This window comes from Manganibacter manganicus (genome assembly GCF_002075885.1).
Taxonomy (GTDB): Bacteria; Pseudomonadota; Alphaproteobacteria; order Rhizobiales; family Rhizobiaceae; genus Mesorhizobium; species Mesorhizobium manganicum.
This window is the reverse complement of record NZ_MDET01000034.1, coordinates 201968-223171: the sequence shown is the minus strand read 5'-3', so window position 1 is coordinate 223171 and position 21204 is coordinate 201968. Positions and strand designations below refer to the sequence as shown.

The following is a 21204-nucleotide window of genomic DNA, read 5'->3' as shown; positions in this document are numbered from 1 at the left end:
CGGTGCGTCATATGCCTGCCCCATGGCGGGAGAGAAAACCGAGCAGCACGCGGTAATAGTCGTCTGGGTTCTCATAAAACGGCATGTGACTGGAGTTTCGAATGATGCTTACCTCGGCTGCCGGCATGGCCGTTTTCATGCGTAAAGCGCAGGCAGGTGTCAACTCATCATGCTCACCATTGATGATGAGCGCGGGCGCCTTGATCTTCGGCAGGTCTGGTATGCGGTTCCAGTCCCTGAGATTGCCGGTATAGAGAAACTCGTTCGGCCCCTGCATGGCCACATATGGCCCCATGTTCCAGTCATCCAGTGAGCGCTGCACCGGTGCCGGCCATTCCGGCAGCCGACAGACATGCCGATAGTTGAGCAGAGTAATGGCCGCCATGTATTCGGGATGATCGAGCGAGCCTGCAGCCTCGTGTCTCTGCATCATGGCCACGGTTTCGGAGCCGAGTGCGCCGCGTAGCCGCTCAAGCTCGGAAACCAGGTGGGGGATGTCTGCAACTGTGTCGGTCAGAATGAGCGAGACGAGGTTTTCAGGATGCGTCAGCGCATAGTCGATGGCAAGCCACCCGCCCCATGAATGCCCCAGCATGTGCACCTTGCCGAGACCGAGTTCACGGCGCACCGTTTCGGTTTCAGCGACATAACGACCGATCGTCCAAAGCGAAGCATCTTCCGGTCTGTCCGAACAGCCGGTGCCTAACTGGTCGAAGGCAACGATCCGGTAGCCGTGATCGGTCAGACAGGAATGCGCCTCACGCAGATAGTCGCACGGAAGTCCCGGGCCGCCATTCAGGCATAGTAGCGTATTATCGCCCTTGCCGAAGCTGTATGCTCTTATCCGATAGCCATCCACCCGGATATCGACTGTTTCGTCGGGGCTGATCTCACGCCACATTGCATTCTCCGAGCGTTCGTGAAAGCGACCGCGAACCCGATATTGGTGGGCAACTCTAATACTTTGATGGAGCATCGGAATACTCCGAAAACCGGTACCCACTTTTCGGTCCGATGCTCTAGTTTATTCGCCAAGCATGCTTTGACCAGCTATAAGAAATGATAGGTTCGCGAATGTTTCCACGGGAGAAGGAGACGCGCAGTAGCATGCTCGACCGAATTGAGGGGATCAGACATCAATTCACCCGATGTCGGACGCTCGAGGGGCGCGTCGACCATGCCTTCGAGGCCATGCAGAAGCTCGGCTTCGATGCCTTGATTTACGACTATACGCCGGTGCCGATGAAGCCCAGTGGCGAGATCGCCATCCCGTCTTTCATGAAATTGCGCAACATCACCGGCGCCATGCATGAATACTGGTGCGACCGCGGCTATTTCCTCATCGATCCGGTGCAACTGCTTGCCGCGCGTACGTCGGTGCCATTCTTCTGGAACTACGAGCCGGGAGCCAACTCCCACATCCGCCGGTTCGTGACTTCCGAAACCGAGCCGGTGGCGCGCTATCTTCTCGATCACGATATGCCGGCCGGCGTGACGGTTCCTATCCATATGCCGCAAGGCGGCTATGCCACTGTTACCGGCACGCTGGCACGGAGCGCCCCCGCGCGCGACGCGCTGTCCAATATCGCCGATTTCGGCCTGCTCGCTCAGGTTTTCCACGAGAGTGCATATCAGGCCTATATCCGCAACTTGCCCAGCCTTGCGCCTGTCAGTCTGACGGCGCGCGAAAGGCAGTGCCTGCGTTATTGCGTCGAGGGCTACTCGGCCAAGGAGATTTCACGCTTCATTGACCGTTCGATTCCCACCGTCGTGCTGCATCTTACCACGGCGACGAAAAAGTTGGGGGCACGCAACCGCACCCAAGCTGCTGCACTGGCAGTGCGCCATGGCTTGCTCGGTGAAGTTTGACGACGGAAAGTTGCCTTCTCCGGTATCAGGGCAACACTGATCGTGCGTTGACCTGACATCGCCAAACGTCAAACCTCTCCGTATCTCATTAGCGGCTTGCCGGCGTGCGCCCGTAAAGCAGCAGCATGGCGACGATGACAATACCATAGATGATCTGCCGCCCCGCTTCCGGCATCTGCATGACCGACAGGATGGACTGCAGCAGCGTGATGAGGATGACACCGGCCACGGTGCCGAGATAGGAGCCTCGCCCGCCAAGGATCGACGTTCCGCCGAGCACGACCGCCGCGATCGACGGCAGGAGGTAGGCGTCGCCCATGGATTGCGCCGCCTTCGAGGCATATCCGGCCAGGAGAACGCCGCCGAAGGCTGCCAGACCGCCGCACATGGCGAAAGCGATCAGCACTACGCGGCGCGTATTGATGCCCGAAAGGTAAGCCGCACGCTCGCGATTGCCGATACCGTAGATCGTGCGTCCGAAGCCGGTGCGCGTGAGAAGGAACACCATCGCGATACCCACCAGCGCCCAGACGATGACCGCATTTGGCACACCGGGAAGGATGGAGCCGGTAGCAACGTAGCGCATGGCGGGGGTCGCCGTGTCCTGCGGCGACGAACCGCCGGTGTAAACCACCATCAGCCCCTGGACGACAGCATTGGTGGCAAGGGTGATAATCATGGAAGGGATGCGCAGATAGGCCACCCCTATCCCGTTGACGAGCCCTATCAAGACACCACACAGAATGCCGAACGGCATGGCCAAGGCCGTCCCGACGGGTCCGTAGGCGGCCGCCGCGCATGCCATCATCGCGCCCGCCGTGATCGTCCATGGTACCGACAGGTCGATCTGGCCGAGGAGGACGACCAGCATCATGCCGGTAGCGATGACGCCGAGGAAAGACGCGACTTTCAATTGCTGAAGCAGATATTCCGGCGACAGGAAGTTGCGCGAATAAAGACTGCCGAGAAACAGCAGCACAACGATGCAGGCAAAGGCGGTAAGGACCGCCGGGTCGGCCCGGCGCAGGAAGCCTGGCAGGTATCCGGCGCGGCCATGAGACGCCATGTCGCTCATAGGAACCACTCCAGCCGGTTGCGTATCCTGAACAGCCCGAAAGCGCCAAGACTAACAGCGACCAGAAGGATCACGCCCTGGAAAAGCGGCTGCCAAAGAGCGCCCAGATCGAACACGAACAGAAGATCGCCTATGGTGCGAAAAGCGAGCGCGCCGAAGATCGCGCCTATGGCGCTGCCACGCCCGCCGTACAGGGAAACACCACCGATGACCACGGCGGCGATGGAAAACAACGTATAGGCGTTGCCGCTGGCATAGGCGGCTTCACCCGTATAGGTGAAGAAGGTCAGGAACAGGCCGCCGAATGCCGCGAGCAGCCCCGAAAGCATGTAAGCGGCGAATTTGGCGCGGCGGATCGGCACGCCCGACATATAGGCGGCCGCCTCGGCCGAGCCGGCCGCATAGGCGCCACGGCCAAGCACCGAGCGCCGGAACGGCACCCAGACCAGGAGAACGATCACCAGCAGCAGGACGAGGCTTGCCGGCACCACGCCAAAAATCTTTCCCGTCAGGGTATCGGCAAGATCCTCATTGACCGAACCGCCTGGAAAAGGCCGGATCAGAAGGGCTATGCCGAAGAACACGGCGCCGGTCGCGATGGTGGCGACGATGGGCTGCAGGCGACCATAGATGACGATCGCCCCATTCAGCGCTCCGCACAACACGCCCACGACAAGTACGGCCAGGATGCCGAGTGCCGTTTGCATCGGCGTCCCGACGACCAGCGCCGACGCGACGCAGTTGGTCAGCACAAAGATCATTCCAACGGATAAATCGATGCCGGCCGTGATGACCACCAGCGTTTGCGCCATGGCAACAAAGGCAAGCAATACGCCCTTGTTCGCCGCCGTCTCCACCACATTGGCCGTGAAGCCCGCCGGATGGTTCGACGTGTAGATGGCAAACATCAGAAGAAAGATGCCGCATGCAAGCAGCGTGCCCCGCTGCTCGGCGACCCAGTAGCGCCACTCCTTCACGCGTTGACCTCCTGCATTGCGCTTTGCCCTTCTGCCTCGATATTGAGGGCGCTCGCAATCAGCGCATGCTCAGTGATTTCGGCACCGACGAGTTCACGCCTGACAGCGCCGTCATAGAGCACCAGCACCCGGTCGCAGCAACCGATGAGTTCGTCATAATCGGTCGAGTAGAACAGGATCGCGGCGCCGGTATCGGCAAGCTTGCGCAGAAGCTGGTAGATTTCCTGTTTCGTGCCGACATCGATGCCGCGCGTCGGATCGTTGAGCAGAATGATGCGCGGCTGGCGCATCAGCCATTTGGCGATCACCACCTTCTGCTGATTGCCGCCCGACAGTGCACCGACGGGAATGTCGAGCCCTGCCGTCTTTATCGCCAGCAGCCGAACCATATCGTCGATCAACTCCTGTTCCTGGTCGCGATCGACGATACCGGCCTTGGTGATGCGGTCCAATGATGCGAAGGACAGATTTTCGCGCACCGTCATCGGCAGCATTAAGCCCTCGGTCTTGCGGTCCTCCGGGATCAGGGCCATTCCGATTCCCGCTGCACGGGCGGCAGCGGGGCTGTCGATGGAAACCGTTTTGCCGTCGATCAGGACTTGTCCGCCGAGGCCGCGCAACACGCCGAAGAAAGCCAGCAGAAGTTCGCGTTGTCCCTGGCCGTCCAGCCCGCCAAGGCCGACGACTTCGCCCGGATGCAGTGTCAGCGAAATATCGTGCAGCCGACCCGCCCATGACAGACTGCGCGCCTCCAGCACCGGTGCCGATTTCGAGGCCGATCCCGAGTCCGGTTTGGCCGGGAAGACATGACTGTATTGCCGGCCGATCATCATCTCGATCACTTCGTCGTCGCTTCTGGTGCCGGCGCGGTAGCTGGCGACGTTATGGCCGTTGCGGAAAACCGTGCACTCGTCCGCAAGTTCGCGGATTTCGTTCATGCGGTGGGAGATGTAGAGCAGCGCTAGCCCCTCCGAGCGCAAACGCTTGCATACGTCGAAAACCTTCGCAACATCGGCGGCGGTCAGCGCGGACGTCGCTTCGTCGAGAATGAGGATGCGCGGCTTCCTGGCCAACGCCTTGGCGATCTCGACTATCTGGCGGCGCGACAGCGGCAGGTCCTTGACCAGCGCGCGCGGATGGATGTCCGCCGCGCCGGCACGCGCCAACGCCTCCTCGGCAATGCGGCGCTGGGCCTTGTGATCGATCATGCCGAAGCGTTGGGGCGGATCGGAAATGACGATATTGTCCGCAACGCTCAGTTCCGGAACCAGGGACAATTCCTGGAACACGCATACGATGCCGGCCTGATTCGCAGCGGCGGGAGACGCGAACGTCACCTCGCGCCCATCCAGCAGTATGCGGCCCTCGTCAGGTCCGACAACCCCCGAAAGAATCTTGATGAGGGTGGATTTTCCCGCGCCATTCTCGCCCAGGATGGCGTGGATGGAGCCGGCATTTACCGACAGATCGGCTTTCTCCAACGCCTTCACGCCACCATAACGCTTGGAAATGCCTTCCATGCGCAGAAGTGGAACCGCATCGTCCATCGGCTTCTCCAGAGGTGCGTTTCAGGGAAGAAGCGCCACGAATTCTTCCGTGGCGCGTAGTAGGCGGGGAGGCCTACTGGTCTTCCTTGGACTGCCCCATGATTTCCTGCGCGCTGAAATTGATGCCGCAGGTCGGAAAGGAATTTCCGACGAAGAAATTGTTGGACTCGCTTGGAAAGTAGTCCTGGCCTTCTTTCAGATCAGGATAGGAGGCAACCGCCAGCGGCAATTTCAGTTCCTGCGGCACAGTCTCACCTTCGAGCGCGGCGATGGCCACCTTGATTGCCACCGCGACCTGCGCGGGACCGCTTCCAGCCGAGGTGCATTTCAGGCCCTGTTCTGCATATTCATGGCAGAATTTGCGGAACCCGTTCTCCGTCTCGCCGGCGAACGGCACAAAGGGGTGCTTGGCGTCGATCATGGCCTGGACGACGCCGGTGTCGCCGCCCTGGGCGGTGATGCCGTCGAACGGTCCATTGGTGGCGATGACGTCAGCCGCGGCTTTCTGCGCGACGCCATCATCCCATTTGCCCATCACTTCGGTGATTTTAAAATCCTTGCCAGAAGCCTTCAGCGCTTCCTGGACTCCGGCGTGACGGTCGGTATCGACCGACGTGCCGGCGACGCCGCGCACTTCCAGCACTTTGCCGCCTTCCGGCAGGTACTTCACCAGCCAATCACCCCACAGCGTTCCCAATCCCTTCTGATCGACATTGACGTTGATGGCGTCCTTGGTGTCGAGCGTGTTATCGAAGGCAACGAGGACGACGCCGGCTTTCTTCGCCCGCTTGATGACCGCGCCGAAAGCGGTAGGATTCTGGGCGTCGGTGACGATGGCGTCATAGCCGGAATCGATGAAATTGTTGATCGCTGAAATTTGCGCCGGCACGTCCTCGCCGGTCGAGACGACCTTGAACTCCTTGAGCTTGGCGGCGACATCCGGCTGCGCGGCATAGGCCTTGGCCGTCTGCACCATCTGGATGCGCCATGTATTAGCTATGTAGCCGTTGGCCAAAGCGATGCGGTAAGGGCCTTCCTTCTTCGGGTATTTGAAGAACTGAGTATCCGCCGACCACGGCACGAAGCAGTCGGCCTGCGCAGCCGGACCGGACACGATCTCCGGATCGGCCAGCGCTGTCGAGCCAAGCATCATTAACGCCGTCGCGGCCACGACGCCGCCAAGAAATGACCTGTTCATTCTTACTCCTCCCATCTTTCTTAGTTTCTCACGTCTCAGGCGCTTGGAACAGATCGGCAGGGCATCTCTTCCCATGCCGATGCGCGTACAGCCGCCATTCATCAGATTTATGGTAGCGCTACCATTGAATTGTGTAAAGCGAAAGCCGGCACATTTTGGGCGATTCAGCGTGCCGTGCTTTCCCGAGGGATGAGTTCAAATCCGAGATCGATCACGCGGGTTTCCGGCCGGTTCCCGTCGATCTCCTCCAGCGCCATTGCAACCGCGTTACGACCGATCTCGTAGCGGGGCGTCCTGATGCTCGTCACGGACGGATAGGCGACATGCATCATGTCCAGGTCATTGAAGCCGGTGATTCCAATTTTTCCCGGCACGTCGATCGAGGCTCGGTGACACTCGAAAAGCACCCCCAGCGCGATATCGTCATTGTTGCAGAACACGGCGTCAAGAGTCGGGACTTTGGCCAGCGCCTCGCGAAACAGTTCGCGGCCCAACGAGACGCTGGACGGGACCGGCGTCGTCGTTACCAGGCGCGGATCAAAAAGCCCGGCCCCCTCCGCAGCCGCGCGGTAACCAGCGAGGCGGCGCTGCGAGCGCGGATCCATGCGTGCACCAAGAAAGCCGACACGACGATAGCCCGTATTGATCATGTGTTGCGTGGCAACCCGCCCACCGTCAAAATGCGAGAAGCCGACCAGCATGTCGATCGGATCCGGGCCTGTCTCCATGATTTGTACGACAGGGCATCCCGCCGTGACCAGGAGCCGGCGGGCTGCGGCGGTCTGGTCGATGCCGGACACGATCAGCGCCGCCGGTCTTTGGCTGAGAAACAGGTGCAGCAATCGCTCTTCTTCCAGGCCTGAATAATGCGTGTCGCCAAGCTGGATGCGAAACGGCCCGTCCGACAGGCTGTCGTAGATGCCGCGAACCACTTCGGCGAAAACATTGTTGGTCAGCGACGGCACAAGAACTCCGAACACATCGGCGCGTGCCGAGGCAAGTGCGCGAGCATTGGGATCGGGCATGTAGCCGAGTTCACCGACGGCATGCTGGATCTGGCGACGCAACTCCTTCGAAACCCGTTCAGGCTCACGTAGAGCACGGGAAACGGTAATTGCGCTTACGCCCGCCTTTCGCGCAACGTCGGCAATCGTCGGGCGGCCGCCACCCCGGCGGGAGCGTGGTTTCATCATCGGTCTCCACAGCGTCCCGTGTTACAGATACGCACCCGTCGGCACGACAAAGCATAATACTCAACGTTTCCATCTTAATCGTCACGCCGCCACCCGATCAATGGGTCCGCAAAGGCCGGTTCAATAACTTGAATGAATAAATCATATAAAGTAACTACCCGTGCAATGCGGCGCCGGCCTACGCCTAGATCGCTGGGCCTGAGGGGCGAAAGCAGCATGGAAAAACGGCGGCGGCATATCGAGCGTGGTTCAAGGGAAGGTTGATCGTGGACTTAAACCCGCGGATGGAGAGCCGCACCAGCGGTTTCATGGTTGCCGGCGATCTGCGGTGGCGAGTCTGGAACGGCGTCGTCGCCGATGTGTGGAATGTAACCTGCAACGAACGAGCCGAAGGACATTACGTATCGCCGAATCCTCGGTTGTTCGTTCTTCTGGAGATGGAAGGGACCGAAGGCAGGTTCGAAGTCAGCCATGCTGGAGGAAGGGCCGCACATTTCGAAACCGTTTCGATGTGCTTCGTTCCGGCTCGGATGGCATTGACCGCACAAGCGTTCAACCTTCACCGGATCCGGCATCTCGACCTGCACTTTTCCGAGAATGCGATCCGGCAACGCTTTGGCCGATCCTTCGATTATTCACGGCTGACGCAGGAGCGACTGCAATTCACGGATGCGCGCATGGCTTCGATCGCCGGGTTGATCGCGAAGGAGTGCATCACCCCCCAGCCTTTTCATCGGAAATACGGTGAAAGCTTGATCGATGCCCTGTTGGCGCTGCTCTTTGAGGTGCCGCCGGAGCGCACCAAACGGCGCACCGAACTGTCACGGCGACAACTTGTGCAGACTACAGCCTTCCTGGAAGCACATTGTTTCGAGACGATACGACTCGCTGAACTCGCCGCTATGATCGATCTATCGCAGACCCATTTCAGCCACGCCTTCAAGGCTTCAACCGGAATGCCGCCACATCGGTGGCAGATGCACTCTCGCATCCGCAAGGTGCAGGAAATTCTCGTTGCTCGCGAGGCTTCCCTGATCGAAGTTTCCAACATCGCCGGATTTTCCGACCAGGCGCATTTTACACGAGTCTTCAAGAATATCGTCGGCGTCACCCCCGCCGAATGGCGCCGCCAGAATCTGTCGTGACATTTCCGCGCGGCCATACAGCTTTCATGCGCAAACGCCCAAAAACAGACAAGACAAGCCAAAAACGTCCAATCCTCTTCACAAAACTTGATGTAATCGATCAAGTTATAAGAACGGCTTTGACTAGGACGCCGGGGGATTATCAACGATGGAACGAACTGCCTTTTGGACATTCTTGGCGGCAAGCCTGGCAAACACTGCGTTGATGCAGGCCACGCCAGCCTGGTCACAGAGCCAGGGCGAGGTTGAGTTGACGCCGGTTGTCGTCAACTCCGGTGAGAATGGAGAGGACGCCAGCGGCACCGGAACAGTCAATGGCGTCGTCGCCAGGAAAACCACGACCGGTTCCAAGACTGCCACCGCGATCACCGAGGTGCCGCAGTCGGTATCCGTCGTAGGCCGCGAAGAAATCGACGCGCAAGGCGCGCAGAAGGTGGACGAGGCATTGCGCTATACCGCTGGTGTTTTCGCTCAACCTTTCGGATCGGACAGCGATACCAACTGGCTGTTCATCCGTGGCTTCCAGGCGACGGCGGATGGCGCCTACATGGATGGGCTGCAGCTTTTCAGCTATTCGTTCGGCGGCTTCTATGTCGACTCCTTCGGCCTTGAACGAATCGAGGTTCTCAAGGGTCCGGCTTCGGTACTCTATGGAGGGAGCAACCCTGGCGGCATAGTCAACTATGTCAGCAAACGGCCGACGTTCGAACAGCAGCGCTATGTCGAAACCGGCGTCAACGACGCAGGCACGGCCTATCTTGGCTTCGATGTCGGGGATACTTTTAACGACAATACCGTCTCCTATCGCATGACGGGAAAAGTCGCAGGTGGCAACGGTTATACCGACTATCAGGACGGCTGGCGTGGCATCATTTCCCCGAGCATGACCTGGAAGCCTGACGAACAGACATCGCTCACGATCCTCACGAATCTCACCTATATCGATGAGAACCACAACGGCGACAACTTCTTGCCCTATGATGGCACCGTCGTCGACCGTGTGGTCGGCGGTGTGAACTACGGCCGTATCAAGCCGGGCACCAACCTCTCGGAACCGGCTATCGATTACTACAAGCGCCAGCAAGGATCGATCGGCTACGAGTTCGAGCATACTTTCGATAACGACTGGACCGTTCGTTCCAACGCGCGCTTCATCGGCACGAAGAACCAGGAACTCTCGGTCTACGGCAACGGCTGGGCACCGGCGCTCGCACCGGACCAGTTGTCGCGTATCAACTGGGAACACGACACCTCCGCCAAGTCGTTCCTGATGGATAACCGGGTCGAAGGCAAGGTCGAGACCGGTCCGTTGGATCACACATTGCTGGCCGGCATCGAATACAAGTATTACAACATCGACAACAAGCAGAGTTACAATCTGTGGGATCCGAACGCTAACCCGATCGATCCGTTCGATCCGGTCTATGGAACCGCGCTCGCTCCGCGCGAATTGCAGACGAACGAGAATTTCACACTCAAGTCGCTCGGCTTCTACATCCAGGACCAGATCCGCTTCAGTAGCGGCTGGTTGACGACGCTCAACGGACGCTATGACCATGCCTCACTGACGCTGGATAACGGGCCGACCTATTGGGGAACCAGTCCCGATCTCAGCACCAGCTATGGGCAGTTTTCCGGACGTGCGGGTCTCGCCTACGAGTTCGACAACGGCCTGACACCCTATGCCAGCATTGCCACGTTCTTCAATCCGATCATCGGCAAGGATGGGGTGACGGGCCAACTGTTCGAGCCGGAGACTGGAACTCAATACGAAGTAGGCTTGAAATACCGGCCGAGCTTCATCGACGGTTTGTTCACCCTCTCGCTGTTTGATCTGACACGCCAGAACGTACCCACCTATATGGATCCGTTTGCGCAGGTCCAGACCGGCGAAATCCGTTCGCGTGGCTTCGAGGCCGAGGCAAAAATCAACGTCACCGAAGACTTCAGGGTAACGGGCGCGCTCACCGCCTACGACATCGACATCACCAAGGCCGCCCCCTACAGTTCGGGGACCATCGGCAAGACGCCCTTTATCGTTCCCGAGGTTCAGGCATCCCTCTCGGCGGATTATACATTTAGGAGCGATGCTTGGTACGATGGCGTCTCGATCGGCGGCGGCGTGCGCTATATCGGCAAAAGCTGGGCCGACAACGAGAATACGCTGTCTGTCCCCGCCGTAACGTTAGCCGATCTGAAACTCGGTTATAAAAAAGACAATTGGGGCGTTGACCTCAACATCACCAATCTATTCGACAAGACCTATGTAGCGGCCTGCCAGTCGCCCACGGCCTGCTATTATGGCGAAGGACGTTCGTTCAAGCTGAAGATGCACACCACTTGGTGACCCGACTAGATAGGACCTCCAATCGGGAACAGACAGCGCTGTTCCCGAATTCATTTGAAAGCCGGCAATGCTCGATGAACACGACATCCTGTTTGAACTCGACTCCGTTTCATTCCGGGCCGGTGAGCGTGTTATTGTCAAACCGTTGACGCTGGCCTTGCCGCAAGGCCGAATTTATGGCCTCGTTGGCTCGAACGGTTCCGGCAAAAGTACCCTCATCAAAGTGCTGGCGCGCCAGCAACCGGCCACGGCTGGCGCCGTCAGCCTGCTCGGCAGGAAATTGCCGGACTTCACGGATCGTGAGTTTGCGCGTCTCGTCGCCTATATGCCCCAGTTCACGCCCCCGACGGACAGCCTGACCGTACGGGAGCTTGTTTCGCTCGGCCGCTTTCCCTGGCACGGGGCGCTGGGCCGCTTCAGCGAGGAGGACGCCTCCAAGGTTGATGAGGCGCTTGGGCAAACGGACCTGCATTCCTTCGCCTTGCGCATGGTAGACAGCCTTTCGGGTGGTGAACGCCAGCGTGTGTGGCTCGCCATGATGCTTGCTCAGGACACGCGCTGTCTGCTCCTCGACGAGCCGACATCCGCCCTCGACGTAGCCCATCAGGTGGAAATCCTGTCGCTCGTAAGGCGCCTCAGCCGCGAACGCGGGATCGGCGTCATCATCGTTCTGCACGACATCAACATGGCCGCGCGTTATTGTGACGAGATTATCGCGCTCCGTGACGGCCGGATGGTCGTGTATGGCACGCAGGCGGAAATTCTTGATGAGGCGATCCTAGACCGGATCTATGGCCTGCCAATGGGAATATTGCCTCATCCCGTTACTGGCGCACCGATCAGCTATATTCTATGACAGTCGGGCATCTGAGCAGACGGAAGCTGTTGGCGTTCGCCAGCGCCCTGCCTTTCCTCCCGGAAACGTCGCATGCAGCCGAACCGACTATTGCTACGATCGACTGGGGATTGCTAGAAGCAGCGCTCGCGATCGGAGCGGTGCCCGTCGCGGCGACCGAATTGTTGCAGTTTCGCAAGATCGCCGTCGAACCGACCGTGCCAAGCACCGTCGCCGATCTCGGCCTGCGTGGGTCGCCGAGCTTCGAATTGCTTCGCATTATCAAGCCGGACCTGATCCTGATTTCCGGGTTCTACGAATATCAGCGTCCTTCGCTCGAACGTATTGCCCAAGTTCTGACGCTGCCGGTCTACGAAGCAGGCAAGTCGCCCTATCCATTGGCGCAACATTCCACGCTGGCTCTGGGTGAACGACTGGGAAGGAGCACGCAAGCACGAGACTATCTGGAACAGACAGAATATGATTTAGCCAACGCGCGGAGCGCACTCGCGAAAGTCGCACATCGCCCATTCTTCGTCATCAGTCTGGGGGATTCCCGCCATTTCCGAGCATTCGGGGCCGACGCCATGTTCGGCAATGTGCTCACACGCCTTGGCCTCGGCAATGGATGGCAGGAAACTACCAACTACAGCGCGGCGGCGCCGGTCGGCATCGAGGCGCTCGTGCAGGCGCCGGAAGCTTTTATTGTCATCGTCGGTCCCCTGCCTCCGGGAGTCAGCCGGGGCCTTGACGAGAACGCCCTGTGGAACGCATTGCCTTCCGTCCGTGAGGGACGAGTCGTTTTTCTCGATCCTATCAATCATTTCGGAACGTTGCCGTCGGCGCGGCGCTTCGCCAGGCTTCTCACCGCTGGTATCGAAAGCCTGCCGCATGGCTGATCGATCCCTCCTGCCTGCCGTATTTTGGTGTCTGCTGGCGCTTGGGGCCGCTTTGCTGTTCGGCCTGCGCCTCGCTGAACTTTGGCCGGCCGGAGTGGCAGATACAGATGGTGTCGATCTTTCCCGCGTTATCCTGATTTACAGTTTTCTGCCGCGCGCCGCTGTCGCCATCGTGGCAGGCGCCGCGCTCGGCCTTTCCGGGCTGCTACTTCAACGCATTCTTCGCAACCCGCTCGCCGAGCCTTCGACGCTGGGCATTTCGGCGAGCGCGCAACTCGCCATGGCGACGGCGACGATCTACGCGCCTGCCCTGATGGAATTCTCGATCGGCACGGTCGCTTTTGCCGGAGGTATCGCCGCCGTGGCGCTGATCCTTGCACTGACCTGGCGAAGGGGATTGGAGCCGGTCGCGGTTGTATTGGCCGGCATGATGGTGGCGCTGACTGCGAATTCACTCAGTGCTGCACTTATCCTCGCCAACGGCGACTACCTGTTCTCCCTCTTCATCTGGGGCGGCGGGTCACTGGTCCAGCAAGGATGGGGCCCAACCATCTCGATCGGCCTGCGGCTTGTTTTGGGGCTTGCCGCGGCCGGGCTCGTGCTTCGCCCTCTGGCCATCCTCGGCCTGGACGACCAGTCCGCACGCAATCTTGGCGTCGCCGTCCATGCCAGCCGTTTCGCGGTCATTACGCTGGCCGTCTGGATCGCGACGACGGTCACAGCCGAAGTCGGCATCATCGGATTCATCGGGCTTGCCGCTCCGGCGCTCGCCACGCTCTCCGGTGCCCGTTCATTGCGCCAGAAACTGATCGCAACGCCGCTGACAGGCGCCATTCTTCTATGGCTGACCGATGGCTTGGTGCAACTATTCTCCGGCCCCGAAGGCGAGCGCGTGCCCACCGGCGCGGCAACCGCTTTGCTGGGCGGACCGTTGCTGCTATGGCTCTTGCCGCGCCTGAAGATGTTCGAATGGCCTTCCGTCAGTGCGTCGACTGCTGCCGTTAACCGAGCGCCAAGACCCTGGTTGGTCATCATGCTGATCGTGCTCAGCATGCTGTTGGCCACCGGCGTCGCGCTGCTGGTCGGCATCGGGCCGCAGGGTTGGCAAATCGCGTCAGGCGAGGCATTCAATGATTTGCTCGACTGGCGCGCACCGCGTGTCGCGGTGGCGGCGGCAACGGGTGGAATGCTCGGCGCCGCCGGTGTCGTCATCCAGCGCGTCGCCGCGAATCCGCTGGCCAGCCCCGAGATTCTCGGTGTCGGCGCGGGCGCTGGCGCCGGCATGGCTTTGGCCCTCGTGTTCGGGGCGACACTCGGCTTTCAGTTGGCGGCTTCGGCCGCAGGAGCGCTTACCGTGCTCGGTGTCATCCTGTGGATCGGAGCACGCGCCGGTTTCGGGCCCGAGCGGCTGCTGTTCGCCGGCATCGCCATGAACGCGCTATGCAGCGCAGTGCTGACCGCGATGATCGCGCTCGGCAACCAACAATCCTACACATTGCTGCGCTGGTTGAGCGGATCCACGAACGACGCGGTTGCCTTCGATGGATTGATCTCGGTGGTTGGCCTTGTCCTGTTGACCGGACCGCTCTTCCTCGCGACGCGCTGGCTCGATCTCCTCCCCCTTGGCTCGCCGACAGCGCGAGCACTAGGGCTGCACGTCGGCTATTCCCGCCTCGTGGTGATCGTGCTGGCGGCGCTGATGACGGCACTGACCGCCAATTACGTCGGCCCGTTGAGCTTTGTCGGACTGATCGCCCCGCATCTGGCGCGCCTTCTCGGCCTTGGCCGCGCCCGCCAGCAACTGGCAGGCGCTATTGCGCTTGGCGCATTATTGATGGTCCTGTCGGACTGGCTTTCACGTATGGTCGCCTTCCCGTATCAACTCCCGCTTGGCATATTCGCATCGCTCATCGGCGGACCGTATCTGATCTATCTGCTGGGAAAAGGAGTACAGCGCCATGGCTGATATGCCACGGGTCTTCACCGCTTCGGCCGAGGTGCGACTGGCTTCGCCAGAGCGGCTGATGCTGCGGCTGTGCGCCCATTTCCGCGAATTCGGCGAGGTGATGGTGAATGGTCCCTGCAGTCGCGTCGAAACCGGTTTCGGCACCGCCGGCATGGAGGCGTGCAAGGGCTGCCTCAAGATTTCGGCGCAAGGCAAGGACGAGACCGCGCTCGCTTATGTAAAGCTCGCGCTCGCAGAGCATCTTTTGACTTTCGCAATCGATGAGCAGCCTGAAATAGTATGGCATGGCGATGGCGCGGCCGGCTCTCCCCTGCCCTATTTCCGCGAGATGCGCGTCGTCCGCACCAGCGACGTGACCCCACGCATGCGGCGCATCACACTTTCCGGCAGCGACCTGCAACGCTTCACCTCGGACGGACTGCATGTGCGTCTGCTGTTCCCAAAGCGTCGTGATGTGTTGCCTTCCTGGCCGACGACAGGGCCTGACGGACGCCCCTGCTGGCCAAATTTCGAGGACCGCCCCGAGGTGCGCATCTATACAATCCGCGCCATCAACGTCGCCAGGGGCGAGGTCGATATCGATTTCGTCATGCATGCCGGCGAGAATATGCCTGGCGCCCGTTTCGCCGCCGAGGCCCTGCCCGGTGATCTCGTCGGCATTACCGGACCCGGCGGCGGCGGCATAAGTACGGCGGACTGGTATCTGCTGGCCGGCGACGAAACGGCACTGCCGGCGATCGCCCGCATTCTGGAGGAACTCCCCGGCGGCACAAAAGCGGTCGTGCGGATAGAGGTGGCAAATGCGCAGGAACGTCAGGTTCTGCGTTCCGTCGCCGATGTCGATCTGCAATGGCTTTGCCGGGACAGCCTTTCCGCCGGAACGGAGCAACCGCTGGTAGATGCCGTGCGAGCCGTAGATATGCCCAGGGACGGCAAGTCCATTTTTGCTTGGGTTGGGTGCGAACGCGCCGCTTTCCGCCAGATAAGAAAATATCTAAGGGAAGAATGTGGGTTGAGCCGCGCCGAGCATCTCGTGGTGGCTTACTGGCGTCGTGGATTTTCCGGCGATGCCGCGAGAAAGGACGAAAGCCGACCGTAGCCTCGGCGCGGCCAGCTATCCGAAATGATCCGCAGCTTTTTCGAATATTACAGACCTTGGAAGCGGCTGTTCCTGCTGGACTTCGCCTGCGCAGTGATTTCCGGCCTGCTTGAGCTTGCCTTTCCTCTCGCGGTCAAGTGGTTCATCGACACATTGCTGCCGACCCAGCAATGGGGAACGATCCTGCTGGCGGCGCTTGCCCTGTTGGCCCTCTACGTGGCCAACACCGCGCTGCTTGGTGTGGTCGTCTACTGGGGGCACATGCTCGGCATCAACATCGAGACCGAGATGCGCCGTAAGAGCTTCGACCACCTGCAGAAGCTTTCCTTCACCTTCTACGACAACAACAAGACCGGTCATCTCGTCGCCCGCGTCACCAAGGATCTCGAGGAGATCGGCGAAGTCGCGCATCACGGCCCGGAAGATCTGTTCATCGCGGTCATGACCTTCATCGGCGCCTTCGTCCTGATGCTCACCATCAATCCGAAGCTTGCTCTGATCACTGCCGCGATCGTGCCGGTTGTTGGCTGGGTGACAAGCCGGTACGGCGCCCGCATGACGCACAATTGGCAGGCGCTCTACCGGCGCGTAGGCGACTTCAACGTTCGCCTGGAAGAAAATATCGGCGGCATGCGGGTCGTGCAGGCTTTTGGCAACGAGGACCATGAGCGCGATCTCTTTGCCAAAGACAATTCCAACTACCGCAAGACCAAGCTGGCCGCCTATCGCATCATGGCCGCCAGCACATCGCTCTCCTATCTAAGCATGCGGCTGATCCAACTGGTCGTGATGATCGCCGGAAGCTATTTCGTACTGACCGGCGAGTTGACCAACGGCGGTTTCGTCAGTTTCCTGCTTCTCGTAAACGTTTTCTTCCGCCCCATCGACAAAATCAATTCCGTCATCGAGACCTATCCGAAGGGGATAGCCGGGTTCCAGCGCTACCTCGACCTGCTAAATACACGGCCCGACATCGCCGACCACGCTGGCGCTCATGCGGTTCGAGACCTGAGTGGCGCGATCCGCTTGCGCGGCGTCACCTTCAGCTATTCCAGCGGACGGCCGGTCCTGAACGGGATAGACCTGGATGTGTCCGCCGGCGAGACCATCGCCTTTGTTGGGCCGTCAGGCGCCGGCAAAACCACGCTGTGTTCGCTCATTCCGAGGTTCTACGAGATCGACAAGGGATCGATCGAGATAGACGGCATCGACATTCGCGACATGACGCTTGCCTCGCTGCGAAGCCAGATTGGGGTCGTCCAGCAGGATGTGTTCCTATTCGGCGGCACGATCCGCGAAAATATCGCCTATGGCCGGCTCGATGCGCCTGAGGAAGATATTGTCGAAGCGGTAAAGCGCGCCAGGCTCGACCGGCTGATCGCCTCCTTGCCAGAAGGGTTGAATACGGTGATCGGTGAACGCGGGGTCAAGCTGTCGGGAGGGCAGAAGCAGCGCCTGGCCATTGCGCGCATGTTTTTGAAGAACCCGCCGGTCCTCATCCTGGACGAGGCCACTTCGGCGCTCGACACCGAAACCGAGCGCGAAATTCAGCTGTCGCTGACCGAACTTGCCAGGAATCGTACTACTCTGGTGATCGCGCATCGGCTCGCCACCATCGAGCATGCCGACCGCATCGTCGTCGTGGATCATGGAAAGATCGCCGAGCAGGGCACTCATGCAACGTTGATGAAAAGCGGACCGGTTTACAGGCGCCTGCACGCCGTCCTCGATTGACGGGAGGATCAGCTCAGCGGAACGTTAGCGGTATGGCAAAGGCATGGCGCGAGCCGCCAAGGCCTTCGGGAGGAGCTGGAACCCGCGCGGAACGAACCATCCTCAAAGCGGCCCGGTCCAGCCTTGCATTGCCTGATGAGCCGGTGACGCTGGCAGAAACGATAGTGCCGGAGGAACCGATCACAAAGCTGATCCGGACTGTGCCCTGCATGCCGCGTACGGCACTTGCACGGCGCGCGATGGCGGCCCGCACGGCGCTGTTCCAACGGGAAGGATCGATCTTAGGCGCCCTGGACGCGGCTGAAGCCCGAGTCGAAGGCGGCGTCTTGGCCTGGCGCCTCGGTCGTTCGGCAGGCTTGTCCTCCTTCACGACTTTAGGCTCTTTAGATGCCGGCTTTTTCCGTTCCACTCTTTTCCTGACTGGCGGCTCCGGCCTCGGCTGCGGCAACGGGACCACGATTTCGGGCGTCACCACCTCTGTAGTCTCCTGCTCGATCATTTCCGGTTCGACGGGTTCCGGCTGCACCGTTTCGGCAACGGGCTTTTCGATTTCCGGCTCCGGTTGGATCTCTTCCACCGGCGCGGCGGTTGCTTCCACGACCTCGTCGGGCTCTATCTCTGCCGTCTCTTCCACCGGGTCGATCTTGTTCACCGGCTCTTCCTGCGCCAGCGCCTCGGACTGGACAGTTTCCGGCACCGACACCGGAAGCGGCGCCAGGTCGATCTCCATCGCCTGTTCCATTGCGTCATGCTCGTCCCGGGGGGCAACATCGCGCAGCAGATAGGCAAAAGACGCATGCGCTACCAGAATGACAATACCCGCTCCCAGCCATAGGCCGGCTTCCCGCAACGGAGGACGCCGACTGAGCGCGAGTTCGGCAGGTGCTGCTGTCATGGATTGCCGGCCCCGCCTCCGGGCAGGCTCTCTATGCCGACGAGCGCTACTTTCAGATAGCCGGCCGAACGCAACAGGTTCATCACCTCCATCAATTCCCCGTATTCGACCGCCTTGTCAGCGCGCAGGAATATCCGGGTTTCCTTATTGGCGTCGGTAATCCTGTCGAGTGCGCGCGCGAAACCCTGCCGCGGCAGGATCTCGTTTCCGAGTGACAGTGAAAGATCCCGCTTCAGGGTTAGAAAGGCCGGCTTGTCCGGCCGCGGAGCAGCAGCGGCGGTCGAACCCGGCAGGTCGACATTGACGTCCACTGTAGCCAGCGGTGCCGCCACCATGAAGATGATCAGCAGCACAAGCATGACGTCGATGAAGGGCGTCACATTAATCTCGTGCGTTTCCTCCAGTTCGTCGCCGATGCTCTCGCGAACTTTCCCAGCCACTGTCCTTCTCCTACCCGGCAGCCACGCGGGCGGGTACGGCACGGTAGTCGAGATCGCGGCTGACAAGCCGCTCGACACCTGCGGCGGCATCGGCGAGAACCTGCCTGTACCCGGCGATTGCGCGCGCAAAGACGTTGTAGATGACCACGGCAGGAATGGCAGCCACCAGACCCAGCGCCGTCGCCAGCAGCGCCTCGGCGATGCCGGGAGCGACCACCGCGAGGTTGGTCGTTTGGGCTTCCGAAATGCCGATGAAGGCGTTCATGATTCCCCAGACCGTGCCGAACAAGCCGACAAAGGGCGCCGTCGAGCCGATGGTCGCGAGCAGCCCGGTGCCCCGCGTCATGCGACGTGCAGCTTGCGCCTCTATGCGCGACAGCCGGGAGGCTACGCGCTCCTTCAGCCCTTCGCCGCCGGCATGATCAAGCGCTTCCGCAGAAAGATCGACCTCTTGCCGGGCAGCCTGAACAAGCAGACTTGCCGCATTTTTACCGGAGCCGAGTGCCGCGCTTGCATTCTGGAGGGAGCGTGCCTGAACGATCGTTCCCATGGCGCGATACGCGCGCATGCGCGCCACAAACAATTCAAGCGTCTTGACGAGCCAGACGGTCCACGTCACCAGCGAAGCGAAAGCCAGACCGATCATCACCGCCTTAACGACGATGTCGGCATTCATGAACATGCCCCACGGAGAAAGGTTGTGCGGCAGCAAAGGCGTGGCAATCTCTTCTGGGGCAGCCGTGTCCTTGGCATGTCCAGCTGGTTCGGGCTCATTTCCCTGCGCTGCATTCATGCCGGCCGGAGACGCGGACGGAAAAGCCAAGTCGGTGGACGTGCCCTGCCCGGTCCCGGATCCTGCCGCGGCATTGTTTACAGCCGGGTCTGGCGCGGGGTCCTGCGCCATCGCCACCGCCGTCATAAGACCCAGCATGGCCCATGCAAGAATTGCGATCGATCTCATCCGGGTTATCCATTCGCGAGTTTTGTGGACAAATACACTCAACTAATGCGTCGTTTCAATGGTCCATTTGAGAAACGCGAATTTGTCAGCGTGTCCGCACGCGACCCGCTTGGCCTCGCTCTGGGCGCACGAGACGCCATCGTGAATTCGTGGCGCCCGCATAGCCGGACATGGAAGCCGCGTCTTCGGTCCGATGCCCAGCTTGTCAGTAGGTGGCGCGGCCCCCGGATAAGTCGAAGACGGCAGCGGTAGTGAAGGAGTTTTCTTTCGAGACCAGCCAGGCAACCATGTTGGCAGCCTCTGCCACTTCGAGGAAGCGGGCGCGCGGAATTTTCGCCAGCATGTAGTCTATATGTTCCTGGCTCATCTGATCGAAGATCGGTGTGCGCGCCGCCGCGGGCGTAACGCAGTTGACGGCAATGTCGAAAGCGGCCAGTTCCTTGCCCAGCGACTTGGTCAGGCCTATGACCGCCGCCTTCGAGGCCGAATAGGCCGATGCATTCGGATTGCCCTCCTTGCCGGCAATGGATGCGATATTGACGATGCGGCCGTAATCGCGGGCTTTCATCGACGGGACCACGGCGCGGTTGACGTGGAACGTACCGTGCAGGTTGATGTCGATGACGCGTTTCCAGTCTTCCAGTGGATAGGTGTCGAGCGTGTGGTTGGGGCCGGCTATACCGGCCGAATTGATCAAAATGGACACCGGGCCGAGAGCGGCCTCGGTTTCGGCGTGGGCCCTGACGACCGCCTCGGCATCAACGATATCGACGACCGCCACACTTACAGCTCCACCCAAAGCTTTGCGCGCCGTTTCCAATTGCTCGCCATTAACGTCCCACAGGCTGACTCTGGCTCCGGAAGCTATGAGGCGTTCGGCGAAAGCCAGGCCCAGTCCCTGCGCACCGCCCGTCACCACCGCCGCCTGGCCTTCAAGATCAATTCTGTTCACTGTAAATCTTTCTCCCATGGCTCACGACGCAACACATTGTCTTGTATGAGCTAGGAATTCAACGAGCATAGC

The 21204-nt window shown here is 60.4% G+C and carries 18 protein-coding genes; 8 read left to right on the top strand and 10 right to left on the bottom strand.

Annotation, left to right across the window (positions count from 1 at the left end; genetic code table 11):
* Nucleotides 1-7: 7 nt before the first annotated feature.
* Nucleotides 8-901, bottom strand: a complete 894-nt coding sequence (locus BFN67_RS18360) for a proline iminopeptidase-family hydrolase (RefSeq protein WP_080920964.1) — start codon at nucleotides 899-901, stop codon at nucleotides 8-10.
* 206 nt (nucleotides 902-1107) lie between these two features.
* Here BFN67_RS18360 and BFN67_RS18355 point away from each other — a divergent pair, with 206 nt between their 5' ends.
* Nucleotides 1108-1869: a helix-turn-helix transcriptional regulator gene (locus tag BFN67_RS18355; protein WP_080920963.1), complete on the top strand. Its 762-nt coding sequence runs from the start codon at nucleotides 1108-1110 to the stop codon at nucleotides 1867-1869.
* A gap of 88 nt (nucleotides 1870-1957) precedes the next feature.
* Here the strand turns inward: BFN67_RS18355 and BFN67_RS18350 are convergent, their stop codons facing one another.
* The 5 genes from BFN67_RS18350 to gntR form a co-directional block, all read right to left on the bottom strand.
* Nucleotides 1958-2944: an ABC transporter permease gene (locus tag BFN67_RS18350; protein ID WP_080920962.1), complete on the bottom strand. Its 987-nt coding sequence runs from the start codon at nucleotides 2942-2944 to the stop codon at nucleotides 1958-1960.
* Nucleotides 2941-3921, bottom strand: a complete 981-nt coding sequence (locus tag BFN67_RS18345; protein WP_080920961.1) for an ABC transporter permease — start codon at nucleotides 3919-3921, stop codon at nucleotides 2941-2943. The genes BFN67_RS18350 and BFN67_RS18345 overlap by 4 nt, the downstream gene beginning before the upstream one ends.
* Nucleotides 3918-5468, bottom strand: a complete 1551-nt coding sequence (locus BFN67_RS18340; RefSeq protein WP_080920960.1) for a sugar ABC transporter ATP-binding protein — start codon at nucleotides 5466-5468, stop codon at nucleotides 3918-3920. Before BFN67_RS18340 ends, BFN67_RS18345 begins: the two co-directional genes overlap by 4 nt.
* Before the next feature lie 73 nt (nucleotides 5469-5541).
* A complete protein-coding gene (locus BFN67_RS18335) occupies nucleotides 5542-6666 on the bottom strand; it encodes a sugar ABC transporter substrate-binding protein (RefSeq protein WP_080920959.1) in 1125 nt (374 codons plus the stop codon).
* A 164-nt stretch (nucleotides 6667-6830) separates the two neighbouring features.
* Nucleotides 6831-7859, bottom strand: a complete 1029-nt coding sequence (gene gntR / locus BFN67_RS18330) for an HTH-type transcriptional regulator GntR (protein WP_080920958.1) — start codon at nucleotides 7857-7859, stop codon at nucleotides 6831-6833.
* A 266-nt stretch (nucleotides 7860-8125) separates the two neighbouring features.
* On the opposite strand from gntR, the gene BFN67_RS18325 reads away from it, so the two are divergent.
* From BFN67_RS18325 to BFN67_RS18295, 7 genes are all read left to right on the top strand, one after another.
* The gene (locus tag BFN67_RS18325) at nucleotides 8126-9004 is read left to right on the top strand and encodes a helix-turn-helix domain-containing protein (RefSeq protein ID WP_245295319.1); all 879 of its coding nucleotides are present in this window, start codon (nucleotides 8126-8128) and stop codon (nucleotides 9002-9004) included.
* A gap of 148 nt (nucleotides 9005-9152) precedes the next feature.
* Entirely contained in the window at nucleotides 9153-11351 is a 2199-nt protein-coding gene (locus BFN67_RS18320) for a TonB-dependent siderophore receptor (RefSeq protein WP_080920956.1), read from the top strand.
* Nucleotides 11352-11418: 67 nt separating this feature from the next.
* Complete coding sequence (locus BFN67_RS18315) at nucleotides 11419-12207, top strand: ATP-binding cassette domain-containing protein (RefSeq protein WP_192856871.1); 789 nt, start codon at nucleotides 11419-11421, stop codon at nucleotides 12205-12207.
* 29 nt (nucleotides 12208-12236) lie between these two features.
* The gene (locus BFN67_RS18310; protein WP_245295317.1) at nucleotides 12237-13085 is read left to right on the top strand and encodes an ABC transporter substrate-binding protein; all 849 of its coding nucleotides are present in this window, start codon (nucleotides 12237-12239) and stop codon (nucleotides 13083-13085) included.
* Nucleotides 13078-15051, top strand: a complete 1974-nt coding sequence (gene fhuB, locus BFN67_RS18305) for a Fe(3+)-hydroxamate ABC transporter permease FhuB (protein WP_080920954.1) — start codon at nucleotides 13078-13080, stop codon at nucleotides 15049-15051. The genes BFN67_RS18310 and fhuB overlap by 8 nt, the downstream gene beginning before the upstream one ends.
* Nucleotides 15044-16150, top strand: coding sequence for a siderophore-interacting protein (locus tag BFN67_RS18300; protein ID WP_080920953.1), 1107 nt, complete (start codon nucleotides 15044-15046; stop codon nucleotides 16148-16150). The genes fhuB and BFN67_RS18300 overlap by 8 nt, the downstream gene beginning before the upstream one ends.
* A 24-nt stretch (nucleotides 16151-16174) precedes the next feature.
* Complete coding sequence (locus BFN67_RS18295) at nucleotides 16175-17884, top strand: ABC transporter ATP-binding protein (RefSeq protein ID WP_080920952.1); 1710 nt, start codon at nucleotides 16175-16177, stop codon at nucleotides 17882-17884.
* A 13-nt stretch (nucleotides 17885-17897) separates the two neighbouring features.
* Here the strand turns inward: BFN67_RS18295 and BFN67_RS18290 are convergent, their stop codons facing one another.
* From BFN67_RS18290 to BFN67_RS18275, 4 genes are all read right to left on the bottom strand, one after another.
* Nucleotides 17898-18779: an energy transducer TonB family protein gene (locus BFN67_RS18290; protein WP_080920951.1), complete on the bottom strand. Its 882-nt coding sequence runs from the start codon at nucleotides 18777-18779 to the stop codon at nucleotides 17898-17900.
* Nucleotides 18776-19219 (bottom strand): TonB system transport protein ExbD, encoded by a 444-nt coding sequence (gene exbD / locus BFN67_RS18285; protein WP_080920950.1) that lies wholly within the window; start codon nucleotides 19217-19219, stop codon nucleotides 18776-18778. The genes BFN67_RS18290 and exbD overlap by 4 nt, the downstream gene beginning before the upstream one ends.
* A gap of 10 nt (nucleotides 19220-19229) precedes the next feature.
* Nucleotides 19230-20180: a tonB-system energizer ExbB gene (exbB, locus tag BFN67_RS18280; RefSeq protein ID WP_139789242.1), complete on the bottom strand. Its 951-nt coding sequence runs from the start codon at nucleotides 20178-20180 to the stop codon at nucleotides 19230-19232.
* A 205-nt stretch (nucleotides 20181-20385) separates the two neighbouring features.
* Nucleotides 20386-21132, bottom strand: coding sequence for an SDR family NAD(P)-dependent oxidoreductase (locus BFN67_RS18275; RefSeq protein WP_139789241.1), 747 nt, complete (start codon nucleotides 21130-21132; stop codon nucleotides 20386-20388).
* Between the last annotated feature and the right edge of the window lie 72 nt (nucleotides 21133-21204).